Here is a 17,770-nt window from a genome sequence, read left to right on the forward strand (position 1 = left end):
ATGGCGCAGAAGAAAACATTGAAGGTTCGCCAGACTGGCAGCCCGATCCGTCGCCCAGCAGACCAGCGCGCAACGCTGGTTGGGCTTGGTCTCAACAAAATCGGCCGTGAGCGTGAGCTAGAAGATACGCCTGCGGTCCGCGGCATGATCAAAAAAGTGTCGCATCTGGTTGAAATTGTTGGCGAATAGTATATCGACAACTTTTCTGGCCCCATAAGGGGCCATTTTATAGGCGAGGCGGCGGTTCTTTTTACTGAGAACTGGTCGTCGCAAGTCGAGGACATGACATGAAACTAAACGAACTTTCCGACAATAAAGGCGCGCGTAAAACTCGGATTCGGGTTGGTCGCGGTATTGGCTCTGGTAAGGGCAAAACCGGCGGACGCGGCGTCAAAGGTCAAAAATCACGCTCAGGTGTTTCTGGCATCCGCGCTTATGAAGGTGGCCAGATGCCGCTTTACATGCGCTTGCCGAAGCGTGGCTTCAATAAGCCAAACCGGGCTGCATTTGCTGAAGTCAATATTGGCCGTATCCAGCAGGCTGTAGACGCAGGCAAGCTCGACGCAGCGAATTCAATTGATGCTGCTGCTCTGGTCGCTGCCGGTGTTGTTCGCCGCGCGAAGGACGGCGTACGTCTTCTTGGCGTTGGTGAGCTTTCAGCGAAACTCAATCTCGTTGTCGCCCACGCTTCTGCAGGCGCAAAAGCTGCTGTCGAAAAAGCTGGCGGCACTGTCACGGTTGAAGCCAGCAAGAAAGCTGGCGAATAAGGCTCCGGCCTTTTTTGGGGTTGCGGTTTGTGACCGCAACCGCCACATGGCGATTGGGCTTTAACCATAATTCCTCTCGCCATTGCCAAAATGCCCCCATTTTGTGCACCGGGGGAAGACGAGCGGGTGATAGACTGAAATGACGTCAGCAGCGGAACAATTCGCCTCTAACATTAATCTTGCTTCTTTTGCGAAGGCAGAAGAGCTGAAGAAGCGTTTGCTGTTCACGCTTGGCGCGTTGATCGTTTACCGCCTCGGTACATTTGTGCCGATCCCGGGGATTGACCCTGTCGCGTTCAGTCAGGGCTTCCAAAGCCAGCAAGGCGGCCTTTTGGGTACGCTGAATATTTTCGCTGGTGGCGCGGTTGAGCGTATGGCGATTTTCGCCCTCAACATCATGCCCTACATCTCTGCGTCTATCATCATGCAGTTGATGTCTGCGGTTATTCCATCGCTTGAAGCCATCAAGAAAGAGGGCGAGCAGGGGCGTCGCCAGATCAATCAATATACCCGTTATCTGACAGTGTTCCTTGCAACCATGCAGGGCTATTTCATCGCCGTCAGCTTGATGGGGCAGGCCGGAACGGTCATCAATCCTGGGCCATATTTCCTTGCGACCACAACGATTACGCTTGTAGGCGGGGTGATGTTCCTGTTGTGGCTCGGCGAGCAGATTACGGCGCGCGGTGTCGGTAACGGTGTCTCGCTGATCATCTTCGCTGGTATTGTGGCTGAGCTTCCACGCGCGATTGCGGGTCTTCTCGATCAGGGCCGTACGGGCGCAGGTATTGGTGGCGGCGCAATTTTGATTATTGCCGCTTTGGCGCTCGCTTTGATTGCGTTTGTTGTCTTTATGGAACGCTCGCAGCGCCGTATTCTAGTGCAATATCCGCGTCGTCAGGTTGGCCAGCGGATGACACAGGGCGAGAAATCGCATCTCCCGCTGAAACTCAACGTATCTGGTGTTATTCCGCCGATCTTCGCATCGTCTCTGTTGCTGCTGCCAGCGACGGCTGCCGGTGCTGTGGGTGAGGGGTCTCCAGAATGGCTCCAGACGCTGACCTATTTCTTTGCGCCCGGCCGCCCGAGCTATATCGCGCTTTATGCAGCGCTGATTATCGGTTTCACCTTCATCTACACGTCCGTTGTGTTCAATGTTGAAGACGTTGCTGACAACCTCAAAAAATATGGCGGTTTCGTTCAGGGCTATCGTCCCGGTGCGCGTACGGCGGAATATCTTGATTATGTGCTTACCCGTCTGACGGCGATTGGCGCGCTTTATCTGACCTTTGTCTGTATTTTACCTGAAGTCCTCAAGGCGAGTTATAGCCAGTCGATTCCGGTCTATATTGGCGGGACGTCCCTATTGATCGTGGTCTCGGTGACTTTGGACACGGTTTCTCAGATTCAAGGCCATCTGGTGGCTCAGCAATATGAGAGCCTGATTAAGAAATCCAAGCTTCGCGGGGGGCGTCGGTGATCGTAATTTTTCTAGGGCCGCCCGGAGCCGGTAAAGGCACACAGGCGAAGCATATCGTTGAGCGCTACGGTATTCCGCAATTGTCTACGGGCGATATGCTCCGCGCGGCAGTTAAGGCAGAAACAGCGATTGGCCTAAAGGCGAAAGCGGTAATGGATGCGGGCAACCTCGTATCTGACGAAATCGTCGCCGCGATCGTCGAAGAGCGGATCGAGGCCGAGGACTGCGCCGAGGGCTTTCTCCTTGACGGATTCCCGCGGACAGTGCGCCAAGCAGAGATGCTTGGAGGCATTCTCGCTAAAAAAGGCCGGGAAATTGACGTTGTTATAGAGTTACAGGTCGATGAGGGCGCGCTGATTGAACGGCTGCGGACCCGCATCCAAGAGACCAAAGCGCGGGGCGAAACCCCACGCGCTGACGATAATGAAGAGACATTTGCGAAACGCCTCGGCGTATATCGCGATGAGACGGCTCCACTGATCCCGTTTTATGCGGATCAGGGCAAATTGCGCTCGATTGACGGCATGGCACCAGTGAAAACTGTGTCTTCTGAGATCGAAGCAATTCTCGACCCAATCAGTACGACGAAATAAGTACTGAAAACGGTTGACGGGAAGGGGAACGCGGCTATATCTACGCGCTCTCCGCCTTAAGGAGACTGAGCTCGCTCGGCGCCGCCTTTTTTGTGCGCGCCGTCGCGGGCTTCGTTGCTTGGGTTAATGGTCCGCTTTTGGGCCTGATCTGGGCGACCACACTTAGATTACGGCCTGCCCGGCCGAGAATGAGGGCGGAGAACGAACGAAAAGGAACTACATCCGTGGCCCGTATTGCAGGTGTCAATATCCCGACGAACAAGCGCGTATGCATCGCGCTCCGCTATATTCACGGCATTGGTCCGGCGAAGGCGAACGAAATTTGTGAAAAAGTTGGCATTACGGCCGAGCGCCGCGTCAACGAATTATCGGATGCTGAAGTTCTTCAGATCCGTGAAACAATCGACGGCGACTATATGGTTGAAGGTGACCTTCGCCGTGAGGTTGCGGTCAACATCAAACGTTTGATGGATCAGGGCTGCTATCGCGGTCTTCGCCATCGTCGTGGTTTGCCGGTTCGTGGCCAGCGCACACACACTAACGCGCGTACGCGCAAAGGCCCGGCTAAGCCGATCGCCGGTAAGAAGAAATAAGGATAGACCCAGATGGCGAAAGCAGCTGCAAATACGCGCGTCAGACGTCGTGAGCGCAAAAATATCACGACTGGTGTTGTCCATGTGAATTCATCATTCAACAACACCATGATCACGATCAGCGACGAACAGGGAAATGCGATTTCCTGGTCATCAGCTGGCGGAATGGGTTTTAAGGGTTCGCGTAAGTCTACTCCTTATGCGGCTCAGCTCGCAGCAGAAGACGCAGCGAAAAAAGCAATGGAGCACGGTCTCCAGACAGTAAGCGTAGAAGTTCGTGGTCCCGGTTCTGGTCGGGAAAGTGCTTTGCGGGCGCTACAAGCGGCTGGTCTGACGGTTACGATCATTCGTGACGTTACGCCGATCCCGCATAATGGTTGCCGCCCTCGCAAGCGTCGCCGCGTTTAATCATCCTACTGAATAGAGAGAGCGATCCAAACATGGATTCAACAAACATTCTCGAAAAGAACTGGCTGGAATTGATCCGCCCAACGAAACTGGAAGTTTCGCCGGGTGTTGATGCAAGCCGTAAGGCGACTATCACTGCGCAACCATTGGAGCGCGGTTTTGGTCTTACGCTTGGTAACGGTCTGCGCCGTATCCTGATGTCATCGCTTCAGGGTGCTGCGGTTACGTCGCTACAGATCGATGGCGTGGTTCATGAGTTTTCATCGATCCCGGGTGTTCGTGAAGACGTTACTGACATCGTCCTCAATGTAAAACAGCTGGCGATCCGTATGCATGCAGACGGTCCTAAGCGTCTTGTCCTCAAAAAGGACACGCCAGGCGTTGTGACAGCTGCTGACATCGAAGAGACATCGTCTGTCGACATTCTCAACAAAGACCATGTGATCTGCCACCTCGATCAGGGTGCAAATCTGCGCATGGAACTGACGGTCAATACCGGCAAGGGCTATGCACCTGCTGAGCAGAACCGTCCGGAAGACGCGCCAATTGGTCTTATTCCGATTGATAGCCTTTATTCACCTGTGAACCGCGTTTCTTACCGCGTTGAAAACACACGTGAAGGTCAGGTTCTTGATTACGACAAGCTGGTGATGGAAGTTGAAACCGACGGTTCGCTTTCACCTGATGATGCGGTTGCTTACGCGGCGCGGATCCTGCAGGACCAGCTTCAGATCTTCATCAATTTTGATGAACCTACAAAAGACACTGGTACAGATGCTCGCGAGGAGCTTCCGTTCAACCCGGCATTGCTGCGTAAGGTTGACGAGCTGGAGCTTTCAGTTCGCTCTGCTAACTGCCTCAAGAACGACAATATCGTTTATATTGGCGATCTGATCCAGAAAACCGAAGCGGAAATGCTTCGTACACCGAATTTTGGCCGTAAATCACTAAACGAGATCAAAGAAGTTCTCGCAGGTCTAGGGTTGCATCTTGGTATGGATGTGCCTGACTGGCCTCCAGAAAACATCGAAGAGCTCGCGAAAAAGTTTGATGAATAAGACTGACAGGTTGTCAGCGTAAGGAGAAAAAGCCATGCGACACGGGTTGGCGCAAAGAAAACTAAACCGCACCCATGAGCACCGCAAAGCGATGTTCGCAAACATGGCTTGCGCGCTTATCAAGCACGAGCAGATCACGACGACGCTGCCGAAAGCAAAAGAGCTTCGGCCGATCGTTGAAAAGCTTGTGACAATGGCGAAGCATGCCGACAAAGATAGTGATCGTGCGTTGCACCTGCGGCGTCTGGCGGTTGCTCGTATCCGCGATAAGGATATGGCGAAGAAGCTGTTTGATACGCTTGGTCCTCGCTATTCCGAGCGTGATGGCGGTTATATCCGCATCATGAAAGCGGGTTTCCGCTATGGCGATAATGCGCCGCTTGCTGTGATCGAATTTGTTGATCGCGACGAAAGCGCAAAAGGTCAGGATTCAGGTCCTGTCATCGCTGTTGATCAGGATGATGACGAATAGGAATTGAGGTGTTCGCGTATGCGAATGCTCGATTGAATAAAGGACGCGCAGGGTGGTAAACTCTGCGCGTTCTTTCGTTTGTGGAGGTCTCGACGATGATACGCGTAATAACTGCCTCAGTGGCGTGTTTTTCTCTGTTGCTTTCCGCCGCTTGTGCACAGCCGGCACCGGGCAATGACGACGCTCAGCCAACGATAGAAGAGATGGACGGCGCGACGATCGCGTCTTCGCCGCGCGCTGTGCCGCAATCAATGGCGGAGGTGAAGCTTTCATTTGCGCCCGTGGTTGAACGCGCCGCGCCTGCGGTTGTGAACATCTATACAAGCCGCGTGGTCAAACAGCGCAGTGCATTTGCAGGGGATCCATTCTTTGAACGGTTCTTTGGCGGGAATATGGGTGCCCCGCGTGAGCGCGTTCAAAATGCGCTCGGTTCTGGTGTCATCGTTAGCCCCGATGGTGTGGTCGTTACGAATAATCACGTGATCGAGGGCATGACCGAAATCAAGGTTGTGCTCAATGATCGCCGCGAATTCAAGGCCGAGCTTGTCCTCGCTGATCCCCAAACGGACCTTGCGGTTTTACGGGTCGATGTTGACGAACCATTGCCTTATCTAAGCTTCGCAAACTCTGATTCCATTCAGGTCGGTGATGTAGTTTTGGCCATTGGTAATCCTTTTGGCGTCGGTCAGACCGTGACCAACGGGATTATCTCTGCGCTTGCGCGCACGGCGGTATCGGTCTCTGACTATCAGTTTTTCATCCAAACGGATGCGGCCATCAATCCCGGTAATTCCGGCGGTGCACTGATCGATATTGACGGACGTCTGGTCGGGGTCAACACGGCGATTTATTCCCGCTCGGGCGGCTCTAACGGGATCGGTTTTGCGATCCCGTCCCGGCTTGTTCAGCAAGTCATTAAATCGGCCATTAGTGGTAATGCGCTTGTCCGGCCATGGCTTGGTGCCTCTAGCAGCACGGTTACATCAGACCTTGCAAAAGCGCTGAAGCTCGACCGGCCCGCAGGGGCGATCATTGACGATGTTTGGCGGCGCGGCCCAGCCGATCTTGGCGGCATCGAACCGGGTGATGTAATCATCGAGGTTGATGGCCAGCCGGTCTATGACGCGCAAACATTGCAATATCGCATTGGGGTTACGAACGAAGGTGACACCGCCGATGTGGTTTATCTGCGCAACGGCAAGACCCGGACCGCGAAAGTAAAACTAAGCCTGCCGCCGGAAACACCAGCGCGTGATCCGCGAACGCTCGACGGGCAACACCCGCTGAATGGCGTTACGGTTGATAATCTTTCGCCGCGCTATAACGAGGAAATCGGGCTTGATCCGTTATCGACGGGGGTGGTTGTGGCTGAGGTGCAATCCCGCTCATTCGCCTCACGGCGCGGGCTTCGGCCGGGGCATAAAATTCTCTCCGTTAACGGAGTGAATGTCCGAACCTCGGCGGAACTTGCGCGAGAGATCGCCAAGCCGCGCACCAGCTGGGAAATTGAAATCGATACGGGCGGCCGCGTTGTACCGTGGCGCGTCGGCAGATAAGGTCCGACACCATGCACGATCAATCAGGCACCGCGAGGGGGCGGTTATCAATAGATTGTCCTCTTAAATGACTGCGATTACCCAAAACAGCGCGCCGCAACCGGGCACAAGTTTCAAAGATTTGTTCACCCCGAAGATCGTTACGGTGCTGCGCGAAGGGTATGACGCATCGGCGCTGCGGGCTGATCTGATCGCTGGTCTCACCGTCGCGATTGTTGCGCTCCCCTTATCCATGGCGATCGCTATCGCGTCGGGTGCCTCGCCGGCGCAAGGGCTATATACAGCGGCGATTGGCGGTTTCATCGTCTCTCTATTAGGGGGAAGCCGGTTTCAAATCGGTGGCCCGGCGGGCGCGTTCATCGTGTTGGTCGCGTCAATTGTGCATCAACACGGTATGGACGGGCTGTTCTTAGCGACAATCATGGCCGGGTTCATGCTCATGGCGATCGGTTTTTTCCGCCTGGGAACCTATATCAAATTCATTCCCTTTCCGGTGACAGTCGGATTCACGGTCGGTATTGCGGCGCTAATTTTGACGAGCCAGCTAAAAGACCTTTTAGGGCTGACAGTAATCGGCCCGGAACCGCTGGAATTTGCCGAAAAAATCCCTGCGCTTTGGGAAGTGCGAGATACAGCGAATATGGCTGCGATTGGCTTATCAGTCGGGACCATTGCCGTGATCGCTGCTTTGCAACGGTTCAAACCCTCCTTGCCCGGAATGTTAATCGCGGTAACAGGCGGCGCAATCGCGGCGGGGTGGTTTGGGCTGCCGGTCGAAACAATCGGATCGAAATTTGGCGGCATCCCTTCGTCACTGCCCGTGCCTGCATTGCCGGTGATCACCACGGCAAAAGTCATCGAGATGCTGCCCAGTGCTTTTGCACTTGCCTTATTGGGCGCAATTGAATCGCTTTTGTCCGCTGTCGTAGCCGATGGCATGACCGGACGACGGCACCGGTCGAATTGCGAATTGGTGGCGCAGGGCGCTGCGAATATCGTGTCGCCGCTTTTTGGCGGGATCTGCGTGACCGGCACCATTGCCCGTACCGCAACGAATATCCGAGCGGGCGCGCGCAGCCCCTTTGCGGGGGTCTTACACGCGATTTTTATTCTCGTGTTTATCGTCGTTGCGGCACCGTTAGCGTCGTTCATTCCACTCGCGAGCCTTGCCGGGGTCCTCGTTATGGTCGCGTGGAACATGATCGAAAAAGAAGCTTTCGTATCGCTTTTAAAGGCATCGCGCGGTGACCTCGTCGTTCTTTTGACCACCCTTGGTCTGACGATCTTCCGGGATCTGACGGAGGCCATTGTCATCGGATTTGCCTTGGGGTCAGTGATGTTCATCCACCGAATGTCAAACGCAACGACGGTCGCCGCCCATATACCCTTGGTGCCCGACGATCAGGCCGATGACGACGAACGAACGCAGCAACCCTTTGAGGCCGATCTTGCCCATGACCCGGCCATAGCGGTCTATCGGATCAGGGGGGCGTTTTTCTTTGGGGCGGCAGCGTCCCTCGGTGCGGCCTTCGATAATCTGGCCGATCAAAAGCGCGCGCTTATATTGGATTTTGCGCAGGTCCCGCTGGTCGATTCCACCGGCGCGCAAACCATCGAAGGATTTGCGCGAAAGGTCGCAAAAAGCGGGGTCACGCTTTATATAAGTGGTGCATCGCGCGAAGTTGAACGCGATTTAAAGGCGAATGGAATTTTGCCACCGTTAGTATGTTATGAAGAAAGTGTCGCTGCCGCAGTTTTATCGGCGCGAGAGACAATAAACGCTTCGAAGACGGCTTCTTGATCGCCGCCGGAAAGCGATCATGAGCCCATATGTCAGACCTGTTCGCCAATGCTGGATTTGAAAAAGACGCACCGCGCCCGTTGGCCGATCGTTTGCGCCCGGAATCGCTTAGCGAAGTCGTCGGTCAAGACCACCTTTTAGGGGCCGGTGCACCGCTGCGGCGAATGCTCGATACGCAGCGCTTGTCTTCGTTGATTTTGTGGGGACCGCCGGGCGTCGGCAAGACGACGATAGCGCGTTTATTGGCCACCGAGGCGAACCTGGAATTCGAACAGATCTCGGCGATTTTTACCGGGGTCGCTGATTTACGGAAAGTTTTTGACAGGGCAAAAGCGCGCCGTTCGGCGGGGCAGGGAACGCTATTATTTGTCGATGAGATCCATCGGTTTAACAAAGCTCAGCAAGACGGGTTTCTCCCCCATGTCGAAGCCGGTGTGATTACGCTTATCGGTGCTACGACGGAAAACCCGTCTTTTGAATTAAACGCCGCCTTATTATCGCGCGCGCAGGTCTTTACGCTAAAGCGGTTGGACGAAGACGCGATTGAACGATTGTTTCAGCGGGCGGAAAAAGAATCGGGCCGAAAATTACCGCTTACGGAAGAAGCGCGAAAAGCGTTGGCCATCATGGCCGATGGCGATGGGCGGTTTTCACTCAATCTCGCTGAAGAAATTCTAGCGGAGCCTAAGGACCGAAAACCGATTGAAGTTAGCGAGCTGGGTGCGATCGTGCAGCGCCGCGCGCCGGTTTATGATAAAGGCCAGGAGTCGCATTACAATCTTGCGAGCGCACTACAAAAATCAATTCGCGGCTCCGATGTTGATGCCGCACTTTATTGGGCAGCCCGAATGGTGGTCGGCGGCGAAGATCCGAAATTTATCTTCAGGCGGCTTGTTGTTATCGCGTCTGAGGATATCGGAAATGCAGACCCGCAAGCCTTGCCGATGGCCGTTGCCGCGAAAAATGCGTTTGAGTTTCTAGGCCAGCCCGAGGGTGAAATCGCGCTCGGACAATTGGTGGCTTATCTTGCAAGTGCGCCGAAATCGAACCGCGCCTATGCAGCATTTAAAAAGGCGAAAGCATTGGCGCGCGAAACCGGTTCTTTGCCGCCGCCGCCGCACGCCATGAACGCACCGACAAAGCTGATGAAGTCACTCGGCTATTCTGACGGCTATGTTTATGATCACGATACGGAAGACGGGTTTGCGGGATTAAATTATTTCCCTGAGGACCTGCCACGCACAAAATTCTATGAGCCAACACAATTTGGCTTTGATAAGGAAATCGCCAAACGCCTGCAATATTGGGAACGCAAGCGGCGCGAAAAAGAATAAGTGGCGGATAAGATGATCACCGCTACATATGATTTCCTTTTGTCGTCGGGAAGCGCAAAAATTTATATCACAGGGCTGGTATTCATCGCGCTCTTTGCGATTGAGCGCGTGGTGAGAGCGGCAAAGGCACCTGATGGTAGCGCGCGGCTGTTTCGTAATTTTGGCCTGATGGCAATTATATTTTTGATGTCGCCGCTTATTATTGCGCCGCTAACGGCGCATGGAGCCAATAATTTAATCTGGACACGGCCTGAATGGGCGAATGTCGGCATTGCCGCCGCATTGTTCATTTTGATCGACCTTGTCCTGCTCGATTGCTGGACCTATTGGATGCATCGGTTTTATCACCGCGTGCCTTTGATGTGGCGTCTTCATAAGGTTCATCATCTCGATGAGTTTTTAGATACGACCAGCGCGTTCCGGTTCCATTTCTGTGAGGTTGTCTTATCGGCGATATTGCGGTTGATCCCGATCATGATTTTGGCTCCAAGCCTTGGCACCGTGATCCTTTACGAAACCCTCTTGGTCGTGACTGCGCTTTTCCATCATTCCAACGTCAAACTTCCCAATAGGGTTGAGCGGGCCTTATCGCGCATTATCGTTACGCCATCGATTCATTGGGTACACCATCATGCGGTGAAAGCGGATACAAATTCGAACTTTGCAGCGGTATTCAGCTTTTGGGATCGATTGTTTCGCTCAAAAAGCCGGGCGGAGCGCGACTTGGCTATGAAAATTGGGCTTGAATCCATTGAAGATAAATCACTTTTCGGGTTAATCCTCATGCCGTTTATAGGGAAAGAACAATGAACGGATTTATCTGGTTGGCCGTGGCCGCAGGCGGTGCGATTGGGGCTATGCTGCGCCATGGCGTATCGCGCCTATCGCTGCATTATCTGGGCCCGAATTTTCCGTGGGGAACCTTGAGCGTTAATGTTGTTGGGTCTTTCGCTATGGGCATGCTCATTGTTTGGTTGAGTAGTCGCGAGCCGCAAAGTGCGGCCATGCGGGCATTTTTGACGGTCGGTCTTTTGGGCGCATTCACAACCTTTTCCACCTTTTCTTTGGATGTGGTATCGCTTTACCGAGACCGCACGATGATGATAGCGGGCGCATATTTGTTCGCGTCGGTCATTCTATCAATTGGCGGGCTGCTTGGGGGATTGGCGCTCGGAAGGCAACTTTCATGAGTGGTGTACAGATCAAAACAGTCACCGATGACGAAGCGGGCATGCGGGTCGATCGCTGGTTCAAAGCGCATTTTCCCGCTCTGCGCCATGGCGATCTTGAGAAACTCCTCCGAAAGGGGCAAGTGCGCGTTTCCGGTGGCCGTGTAAAGGCGAACCGGAGATTGGAAGCAGGTGAAGAAGTTCGTGTACCACCGCTGCATCTGTCGCAGCGCCCCAACAAGCCAAAGGAATTTCGCCAAGAAGACGCAAAAGCCATCCGAGAAATGATTGTCTTCGAAGATGATGCGATGATGGCTATCAATAAACCGTTTGGATTGGCGGTGCAGGGCGGTACGAATACGAAACAACATATCGATGGGATGCTGGCGTCGCTTGAAAAAGATGGGGAACGACCGCGCCTCGTACACCGGCTGGATAAAGACACCGGCGGGTTGTTGCTGCTCGCAAAAACCCGTCAGGCCGCACAGCGCTTGGGCGATGCATTCAAAGGGCATGATATCGAGAAAACCTATTGGGCATTGACCGCTGGTGTTCCGCGTCCGCGCGAAGGAACGATCGATATGCCTATCGCCAAGCGAATGGTGCGTGTGGGCGAGGGTGAAGAAGAGCGTGTCGTACCGGCCGAAGGCGAGGACGCAAAAAAAGCTATTACGGACTATCAAACGATTGATGATGCCGGCAACGGCGTGGCTTTTCTGGCGATGCGCCCCGTTACCGGGCGAACCCACCAATTGCGCGTACACGCGGCGGCGGTCGGCACGCCTATCATTGGCGATCGCAAATATGGTGGCGCGCGATCAAGCCTCGAGGGCGTATCAAACAACCTTCATTTGTTTTGCCGGTCGATGACCTTTCCGCACCCAAAGACAGGCCGCAAAATGACTCTATCAGTCCCGCTTACGGGACATATGCTAAAGACATGGATATTTTTCACATTTGACGCCAATGCGAAATGCGAATGGCCAGAGGATATCCGGTGAAGACAGAAGAACCGAAACCCAAGCGATTTTATGAAACCGTGTCGGTCCAAGAGACCGATGGCCGGTTTGAAATATTGCTCGATGGTCGTGTGGCGAAAACGCTCGGCGGTAAAGCATTGGCTGCGCCTAATGCCGATCTGGCCGCTGCGGTTATGAACGAATGGGACGCGCAGAAAGACCATATTGACCGCAAAACCATGCGCCTAACGGGAATTCTCTCGGCGGCGATTGATGGCGGCAAAAAAGGCCGCAAGGAATGGATCGATGAGATCCTGAGCTATCTCGGATCGGATCTTGTTTGTTATCGCGCTGATATGCCTGAAGCGCTCAACAAGGCCCAGGCCGCATGTTGGGAACCTTATATCGATTTTATGCGGAACGAATTTGGCGCAATGTTGGTGTCGACCACCGGCGTTGTCGCAATTGGCCAGCCGGATGCGACGTTCTCGACGATGCGAAAGGTGCTTGAGGCGGAACCATCGGAGCGCTTATTTGCACTTCAAATCGCGACAGCTATTTCCGGATCAGCAGTTCTGGCTATGGCCTTATGGAAGGGCTTTAAAGACGCGGAAGAGATATTCAACGCCTCGCGGGTTGATGAACATTTCCAACAGGAGCGTTGGGGCGTCGATGACGAAGCGAAAGCGCGCGAAGAAGTTTTACGCAACGACTTCCTGACGACCGCGAATTTTCTATCGTTACTCTAGATCGATTGTTTCACCGCGATTGATCGCGCGAAAACGCAAAAGCTCGTCATCGGTTAAAATCATATCTGAATTCGCGTCCATGGAATCGAAATCGAGCATATATTCCCGGATGTAATCTTGCAGGGATAGCGTCTCGGCGGCCCCTGCCATGAACGAAAATTTTGAAAGCGCGAAGGCTTCGGTTTGCGCGCGCGCGGCGTCGGGATCAATTTCTTCGATAAAGGCATCATATTGCCGTTGGCGTGCGATTTCTTCCGTAGGCGCACCAGATTGACGTACTTCATTATTGCGCCAGCTATCGACAAGATCGGCGAATTCTTGCGCCGATAATTGGCCATTGCGGTTTTTATCGGCGATGGCGAAATCGAGTTTCGCTTCTTCAAAAGCCTCGGTACGCGTCAGCGCTTCACCATCAAACGCCATGCGCAGATTTTCGATGGTTGTCCGGCCAGCTTCGGTTTCCCGATAAGGTTGGCTCCGGTCAAAAGTCACCGTGCGCTTATCGGTTTCAATGACTTCACCATTTACGCTTCGCTTGAGCGTAACCGTCTGTTTGAGTTGTTGGGCGCTATTGAGGGAATCCGCCATCTCATCGGGATCGAACGCGTCGGACTCTTCTGCGGCACTTGTTTCGGATGGGGTTGCCGTGTCCTCTGCTGGTTCTTGCGCCGAAACCGATGTTGCAAGTGCTAAGGCTGCAATGGTGCTGATCGCAAGGCTAGAACCGACAATCTTCATCACGAAACTCCCTTTGAACTAGAATTTTCATAGCATAACAGGTGGGGAAAGGTCTTTCAAAACAAAGGCCATGGCACCATCAAGATTACATTAAATCCGCTTAATGACCGGGTTCAAGGTGCAGCGCGAACCAAGAGTTGATACAGGAGCCAGGAAAAGTACGGCTCTATCGTGTCATCGGAGATATTCCGTAATCGGAAATCAAATGGCTGGCGGTTTCGCCGGTATGGTCGGGCCAAACAATTGCTCGAAAGCTTGTTTAAGCGCGTCGTCGCTTTCGTCCATTGTCACAGGCAGGCCGAGGTCGACAAGGCTGGTGACGCCAAAACCGGGTGTGCTGATACCGCAAGGGGTGATCCCGCCAAAATGGGAAAGGTCAGGTTCCACATTGAGTGCGATCCCATGGAAGCTGACCCATTTGCGAATACGAACGCCAATTGCCGCGATTTTGTCTTCGCGCTGCGGGCCGCCGGGGTCGGTCCGGTCAACCCAGACGCCAACGCGGTCATCTCTGCGCTCGGCTTTGACATTGAACCGATCAAGCGCCTCTATCAGCCATTGCTCTAGGCCATAAACATAGGCGCGAATATCTTTGCCTCGTTTTTCGAGATCGAGCATGACATAGGCAACCCGCTGGCCAGGCCCGTGATAGGTATATTCGCCGCCGCGTGACGTCTTGTAGACCGGGAACTGGTCTGCGTTCAAAAGGTCCTCGGGCTTGGCGCTCGTCCCGCCCGTATAGAGCGGCGGGTGTTCCAGCAGCCAGACAACCTCGTTCGCTTCGCCTTTGCGGATCGCCGCAGCGCGGGCTTCCATTGCTGCCACCGCGTCGTCATAGGAGATACGCGCGCTCGACACAGCCCATTCGACCGGCGAATCGGCCCGTAGCCTTTCCAGTGTCGCATCGATATTGGTAGAGGTTCTGGCCACGATTGAAGGCTCCAGCCGCTGCAAAAGGCTGAAATAGGGGGCTTTTGCTATTTGAACAACTCGGAGAGGGGCGCAAACGCCAGAAAACGGCCAGTAATCGCGCGGATTTGCGGTTCCTGTGGCGATCGGCACGAATTCCTGCACTTTTGGGCTTCACACAGCCGGTGGCTTTTGCTATCTCCGCCGCTCCTCGCTAGGACGTGCGGTCGTGGCGGAATTGGTAGACGCGCAGCGTTGAGGTCGCTGTGGGGCAACCCGTGGAAGTTCGAGTCTTCTCGACCGCACCATTTACCCCGGAAATTTTGGTTTTTGCGACGGCGATTGCCGTTCGTTCTGAACGCTCGATTTGTGGCCGGTATTTGCAACCGACCAATAATGGCGATCTGCGCTAAGGTATGTCCAATGTTGGTTTGGTCGTAGAAACAGGGCTAGGTAGCACCTACATTAGGTGTCGATCAAAGCCATAAAAGAAAATCATGTCGAAGCTTGCTGATAAAGAATTTGAATTTACAAAACTTCATCCGGGTGATGAAGAAAAGATTCTTACTTTATATCGGACCTATCGAACCAACACCTATCCGCCGCAGATGGTGCGGCAACTTTTGGCTGATTTTCCTTCTGTGGGTGTTTTTCATAAAGGTGCGTTGATCGGCTTTAGCTATTTCGAATATTTCGCGCCGGACATAATCGAGCTCGGCAATATCTTCGTTCATAAAGAATGGCGGAATGCGGGTTTGGGAAAAAAGATCATTGCCCTGATGGAAGCGCATGCGGCGGCGCTAGGGTATAAAGCGATTATCCTCACCAATAGCTTGGGGTATGAGACGGTTGAGCCGAAGGAACATGCGTCAGGGTTTTATAAGCGCAACGGATATGAAAATGTGCTTCATACGGAACAGTCAGACGTGTTCGTCAAATATTTAAGCGGTGCCCAGTAATTCGCGCGCTGTATCCGCCGGGAGGCGTCCCGTTACCTGGCCCTGCCATACGGAATCAAAATCCCGTCGATGTTGCGTGATCGCTTCGGAACTGAAATAGGCGGTGCTGCGCCCTAATTTATAATCGGCGCTCGCCTGTTGGTCCTCGACGAGGACAATGGCATCGTCATAAAGGATGAAATCCTTGCGTAAGCGCTGGGGGAGGTCATCGAGCATGAGGAGGCCGATCTCCACCCCGATATTGATTTGCTGTTTGTATAACTCGCGAAGGGGCGCGAGGAATTCTTCATTCGCGAAATCGTCTGCGCGCACCATATAAACCCGGCGAATTCGGCCACCATTTTTGATGAATCTTTCATTCGCGGCGTTATATCTATGCCGTTCTAAAAGGCGTTTCGGATTTGTGGTCATGTCCAGCGTATCGATTGATTTGAAATCACCAGATTCGACCCAGCCCGATTGAACGCTTTGAACCTCTGTTCCATAAAAGGAAATATATCCCTTTTGGAGAGATTGAAAATTCTGAAGGTATTTTTCCTGTTCTTCCTGAACGACCGAAATCAGCTTTGTCGGATTGGCGACATTTGTAAGTCCGATCGAGCCTTCGCCAAGGGACTTTTCTTTTTTCAGGATTTCAAGAACCAGCGACGCGACGAAAGAATCCCGTATGCGGAATAAATAATTGAATTCCCGCGCCATCAACAAGGCCTGAATGCCGCTTGTGCCTTTATTCAAATAACAGACAATGCACTCTTCCGATGGTGCGCTTAATATGCGGGTGGATTGATATAGATCGCCTTCCATTTCGTGGATGACATGGGAAAGTAAATTGTGAACCAGCTTCGCATCGCCCAGCACGGATACCGGTACGTTCTTTTCAACCGCGTCGCGGATAATCCATGGAATTAGATCACCGCTTTTCTGCGGGTTGACGATGACAATTTCTTCCGCGCGCGCACCGGCTTTTTCGGCAAAGGGCATCAACCGATCAGCTTTAATTTCCGTCAGTGAATGTTTGGGCCGATAAAGCGCCGCGATGATAATGATCAAAATACCAAAGGCGAGGGCCCCGCCGATTGCGATTTCGTTCGAGAAATAGGGCTTATCGGTCAGTAGCGCTAATGTAGAGAAAACCGTGAGTGCGAATGCGGCAACGCCAAGCCCCGTATTTAGCCATGCTGCGTCTCGCATTTCATTTTCCCCCGTAGAATGACGTTGTTCTGGATAGCAAAGGCCAAGGATAAATAGAAGCTTTAAAACAAGGAGATATCAATCAGTCATGGGTGAGCGACAAATTCGTCTGGGCTTCGATTAAAAGCCAATTCCACAATGCCTTTTCTGTGCGTTGGCGCGGCGGTTCATTTCTGCGCACAAGCGCCATAAAGCCGCCCGGCAGCGAATTTTCAGACAGCTTGATCAAAATACCGCGGTCAATCGCGTCCTTAACAAGAGCCCGGCTCAAGAGTGCAACGCCTTGTCCGGCAATCGCCGCCTGATAGGCATGAAACTCATCGCTGAAGCTTATGTCGGCCGCGGCCTCGTTTTTGCGACGCCGGATTTTATGAATGCGCAGCCATTTCTCCCAATTCTGGTCGTGTTTTGAGATGTTTTTAAATTCGAAATGAATAAAGGGCAGCGAATGAAAATCGCTACCCGGTTTGATGTTCAAAGTGGGGCTTGCAACGGGGATCATCTCGTCTTGCCCCAGCCAGTGAATATCAAGGTCCGATTGATCTCGTTTTTCTGCGAATATCCGAAATGCAAAATCGGCTTCATACGTATGAAGATTAATTAGCTCTTCTGATGCAAGCACCCTAACGGCGATTGATGGGTTTTCCTGGCGCAATTTCGCAAGACGCGGCGTCAACCAAAGCGCTGTGAACGTTGAGGTTGCGGTGATCGTAAACCGATTGCGCGCCGAGTGGCGCTCAAGCGCGGCAATGCCATCGCGCAATTCGCTGATCCCCGCTTGGGCAAAATGGGCGAGTGTTTTGCCAGCTTCGGTCAGCTGTACCTGCCGGACCTGCCGCTCAAATAGCTGGACGCCTAATTGAGCCTCCAGATTTCTGATTTGGTGCGAGATTGCGGCCGGCGACAGCGCAAGCTCATTGGCGGCAAGTTTAAAGCTGAGATGGCGGGATGCGGCTTCGAACGCCAAAAACATCGATAAAGGCGGCAATCGCGGCTCATTCATAGATGAGGAATACTTGTCCATAGGCTCATAC

Annotated in this window: 21 protein-coding genes and 1 tRNA gene; 18 read left to right on the forward strand and 4 right to left on the reverse strand. The window is 53.3% G+C overall.

Translation table 11 applies throughout. The annotated features are described in order from the left end of the window. From rpmD to ABFZ83_RS03705, 15 genes are all read left to right on the forward strand, one after another. Positions 1–189: a 50S ribosomal protein L30 gene (rpmD, locus tag ABFZ83_RS03635; protein ID WP_411818069.1), complete on the forward strand. Its 189-nt coding sequence runs from the start codon at positions 1–3 to the stop codon at positions 187–189. Between the two features lie 98 nt (positions 190–287). Beyond that, positions 288–767 (forward strand): 50S ribosomal protein L15, encoded by a 480-nt coding sequence (gene rplO, locus ABFZ83_RS03640; protein ID WP_411818070.1) that lies wholly within the window; start codon positions 288–290, stop codon positions 765–767. 139 nt (positions 768–906) lie between these two features. Then, positions 907–2,247, forward strand: coding sequence for a preprotein translocase subunit SecY (secY, locus tag ABFZ83_RS03645; protein WP_411818071.1), 1,341 nt, complete (start codon positions 907–909; stop codon positions 2,245–2,247). Further along, positions 2,244–2,840, forward strand: a complete 597-nt coding sequence (locus tag ABFZ83_RS03650; RefSeq protein ID WP_411818072.1) for an adenylate kinase — start codon at positions 2,244–2,246, stop codon at positions 2,838–2,840. Before secY ends, ABFZ83_RS03650 begins: the two co-directional genes overlap by 4 nt. A gap of 224 nt (positions 2,841–3,064) precedes the next feature. Further along, positions 3,065–3,433 carry a 30S ribosomal protein S13 gene (gene rpsM / locus ABFZ83_RS03655; protein ID WP_411818073.1) on the forward strand — a complete coding sequence of 123 codons (369 nt, stop codon included), beginning with the start codon at positions 3,065–3,067 and terminating at the stop codon, positions 3,431–3,433. Positions 3,434–3,445: 12 nt separating this feature from the next. Beyond that, on the forward strand, positions 3,446–3,841 hold the full coding sequence (rpsK, locus tag ABFZ83_RS03660; protein ID WP_411818074.1) for a 30S ribosomal protein S11: 396 nt from the start codon (positions 3,446–3,448) through the stop codon (positions 3,839–3,841). Between the two features lie 47 nt (positions 3,842–3,888). After that, complete coding sequence (locus ABFZ83_RS03665; protein ID WP_411818800.1) at positions 3,889–4,899, forward strand: DNA-directed RNA polymerase subunit alpha; 1,011 nt, start codon at positions 3,889–3,891, stop codon at positions 4,897–4,899. A gap of 34 nt (positions 4,900–4,933) precedes the next feature. After that, positions 4,934–5,371 (forward strand): 50S ribosomal protein L17, encoded by a 438-nt coding sequence (gene rplQ / locus ABFZ83_RS03670; RefSeq protein ID WP_411818075.1) that lies wholly within the window; start codon positions 4,934–4,936, stop codon positions 5,369–5,371. 95 nt (positions 5,372–5,466) lie between these two features. Continuing rightward, on the forward strand, positions 5,467–6,927 hold the full coding sequence (locus ABFZ83_RS03675; RefSeq protein WP_411818076.1) for a DegQ family serine endoprotease: 1,461 nt from the start codon (positions 5,467–5,469) through the stop codon (positions 6,925–6,927). A gap of 67 nt (positions 6,928–6,994) precedes the next feature. After that, complete coding sequence (locus ABFZ83_RS03680) at positions 6,995–8,728, forward strand: SulP family inorganic anion transporter (protein ID WP_411818077.1); 1,734 nt, start codon at positions 6,995–6,997, stop codon at positions 8,726–8,728. A 29-nt stretch (positions 8,729–8,757) separates the two neighbouring features. Further along, positions 8,758–10,062 (forward strand): replication-associated recombination protein A, encoded by a 1,305-nt coding sequence (locus ABFZ83_RS03685; RefSeq protein WP_411818078.1) that lies wholly within the window; start codon positions 8,758–8,760, stop codon positions 10,060–10,062. 12 nt (positions 10,063–10,074) lie between these two features. Next, positions 10,075–10,872, forward strand: coding sequence for a sterol desaturase family protein (locus ABFZ83_RS03690; protein ID WP_411818079.1), 798 nt, complete (start codon positions 10,075–10,077; stop codon positions 10,870–10,872). Further along, entirely contained in the window at positions 10,869–11,252 is a 384-nt protein-coding gene (gene crcB, locus ABFZ83_RS03695; RefSeq protein WP_411818080.1) for a fluoride efflux transporter CrcB, read from the forward strand. Before ABFZ83_RS03690 ends, crcB begins: the two co-directional genes overlap by 4 nt. Continuing rightward, positions 11,249–12,232, forward strand: coding sequence for an RluA family pseudouridine synthase (locus ABFZ83_RS03700; RefSeq protein ID WP_411818081.1), 984 nt, complete (start codon positions 11,249–11,251; stop codon positions 12,230–12,232). The genes crcB and ABFZ83_RS03700 overlap by 4 nt, the downstream gene beginning before the upstream one ends. After that, on the forward strand, positions 12,229–12,939 hold the full coding sequence (locus ABFZ83_RS03705; protein ID WP_411818082.1) for an ATP12 family chaperone protein: 711 nt from the start codon (positions 12,229–12,231) through the stop codon (positions 12,937–12,939). Before ABFZ83_RS03700 ends, ABFZ83_RS03705 begins: the two co-directional genes overlap by 4 nt. Here ABFZ83_RS03705 and ABFZ83_RS03710 read toward each other — a convergent pair. After that, positions 12,931–13,680 carry a hypothetical protein gene (locus ABFZ83_RS03710; protein WP_411818083.1) on the reverse strand — a complete coding sequence of 250 codons (750 nt, stop codon included), beginning with the start codon at positions 13,678–13,680 and terminating at the stop codon, positions 12,931–12,933. The genes ABFZ83_RS03705 and ABFZ83_RS03710 overlap by 9 nt on opposite strands. Before the next feature lie 198 nt (positions 13,681–13,878). Next, complete coding sequence (lipB, locus tag ABFZ83_RS03715) at positions 13,879–14,607, reverse strand: lipoyl(octanoyl) transferase LipB (protein ID WP_411818084.1); 729 nt, start codon at positions 14,605–14,607, stop codon at positions 13,879–13,881. 202 nt (positions 14,608–14,809) lie between these two features. On the opposite strand from lipB, the gene ABFZ83_RS03720 reads away from it, so the two are divergent. The 3 genes from ABFZ83_RS03720 (at position 14,810) to ABFZ83_RS03730 (ending at position 15,545) form a co-directional block, all read left to right on the forward strand. Further along, positions 14,810–14,894, forward strand: a tRNA-Leu gene (locus ABFZ83_RS03720). Continuing rightward, on the forward strand, positions 14,865–14,999 hold the full coding sequence (locus ABFZ83_RS03725) for a hypothetical protein (protein ID WP_411818085.1): 135 nt from the start codon (positions 14,865–14,867) through the stop codon (positions 14,997–14,999). Before ABFZ83_RS03720 ends, ABFZ83_RS03725 begins: the two co-directional genes overlap by 30 nt. An 84-nt stretch (positions 15,000–15,083) precedes the next feature. Then, entirely contained in the window at positions 15,084–15,545 is a 462-nt protein-coding gene (locus ABFZ83_RS03730) for a GNAT family N-acetyltransferase (RefSeq protein WP_411818086.1), read from the forward strand. On the opposite strand, the gene ABFZ83_RS03735 is transcribed toward ABFZ83_RS03730, so the two are convergent. Together ABFZ83_RS03735 and ABFZ83_RS03740 are read right to left on the reverse strand one after the other, a co-directional pair. After that, positions 15,528–16,736, reverse strand: coding sequence for a hypothetical protein (locus ABFZ83_RS03735; RefSeq protein ID WP_411818087.1), 1,209 nt, complete (start codon positions 16,734–16,736; stop codon positions 15,528–15,530). The genes ABFZ83_RS03730 and ABFZ83_RS03735 overlap by 18 nt on opposite strands. An 82-nt stretch (positions 16,737–16,818) precedes the next feature. Further along, on the reverse strand, positions 16,819–17,760 hold the full coding sequence (locus tag ABFZ83_RS03740; RefSeq protein ID WP_411818088.1) for a LysR substrate-binding domain-containing protein: 942 nt from the start codon (positions 17,758–17,760) through the stop codon (positions 16,819–16,821). Positions 17,761–17,770 lie beyond the last annotated feature (10 nt).

This window comes from Hyphococcus formosus (genome assembly GCF_046736345.1).
Taxonomy (GTDB): Bacteria; Pseudomonadota; Alphaproteobacteria; order Caulobacterales; family Parvularculaceae; genus Hyphococcus; species Hyphococcus formosus.

What these genes read in the sequence shown, in the direction of transcription:
- rpmD (WP_411818069.1), top strand. Translation starts at nt 1, where the DNA reads ATGGCGCAGAAGAAAACATTGAAGGTTCGCCAGACTGGCAGCCCGATC.
- rplO (WP_411818070.1), top strand. Translation starts at nt 288, where the DNA reads ATGAAACTAAACGAACTTTCCGACAATAAAGGCGCGCGTAAAACTCGG.
- secY (WP_411818071.1), top strand. Translation starts at nt 907, where the DNA reads ATGACGTCAGCAGCGGAACAATTCGCCTCTAACATTAATCTTGCTTCT.
- rpsK (WP_411818074.1), top strand. Translation starts at nt 3,446, where the DNA reads ATGGCGAAAGCAGCTGCAAATACGCGCGTCAGACGTCGTGAGCGCAAA.
- rplQ (WP_411818075.1), top strand. Translation starts at nt 4,934, where the DNA reads ATGCGACACGGGTTGGCGCAAAGAAAACTAAACCGCACCCATGAGCAC.
- ABFZ83_RS03675 (WP_411818076.1), top strand. Translation starts at nt 5,467, where the DNA reads ATGATACGCGTAATAACTGCCTCAGTGGCGTGTTTTTCTCTGTTGCTT.
- ABFZ83_RS03680 (WP_411818077.1), top strand. Translation starts at nt 6,995, where the DNA reads ATGACTGCGATTACCCAAAACAGCGCGCCGCAACCGGGCACAAGTTTC.
- ABFZ83_RS03685 (WP_411818078.1), top strand. Translation starts at nt 8,758, where the DNA reads ATGTCAGACCTGTTCGCCAATGCTGGATTTGAAAAAGACGCACCGCGC.
- ABFZ83_RS03690 (WP_411818079.1), top strand. Translation starts at nt 10,075, where the DNA reads ATGATCACCGCTACATATGATTTCCTTTTGTCGTCGGGAAGCGCAAAA.
- crcB (WP_411818080.1), top strand. Translation starts at nt 10,869, where the DNA reads ATGAACGGATTTATCTGGTTGGCCGTGGCCGCAGGCGGTGCGATTGGG.
- ABFZ83_RS03700 (WP_411818081.1), top strand. Translation starts at nt 11,249, where the DNA reads ATGAGTGGTGTACAGATCAAAACAGTCACCGATGACGAAGCGGGCATG.
- ABFZ83_RS03730 (WP_411818086.1), top strand. Translation starts at nt 15,084, where the DNA reads ATGTCGAAGCTTGCTGATAAAGAATTTGAATTTACAAAACTTCATCCG.
- ABFZ83_RS03735 (WP_411818087.1), bottom strand. Translation starts at nt 16,736, where the DNA reads ATGCGAGACGCAGCATGGCTAAATACGGGGCTTGGCGTTGCCGCATTC.
- ABFZ83_RS03740 (WP_411818088.1), bottom strand. Translation starts at nt 17,760, where the DNA reads ATGGACAAGTATTCCTCATCTATGAATGAGCCGCGATTGCCGCCTTTA.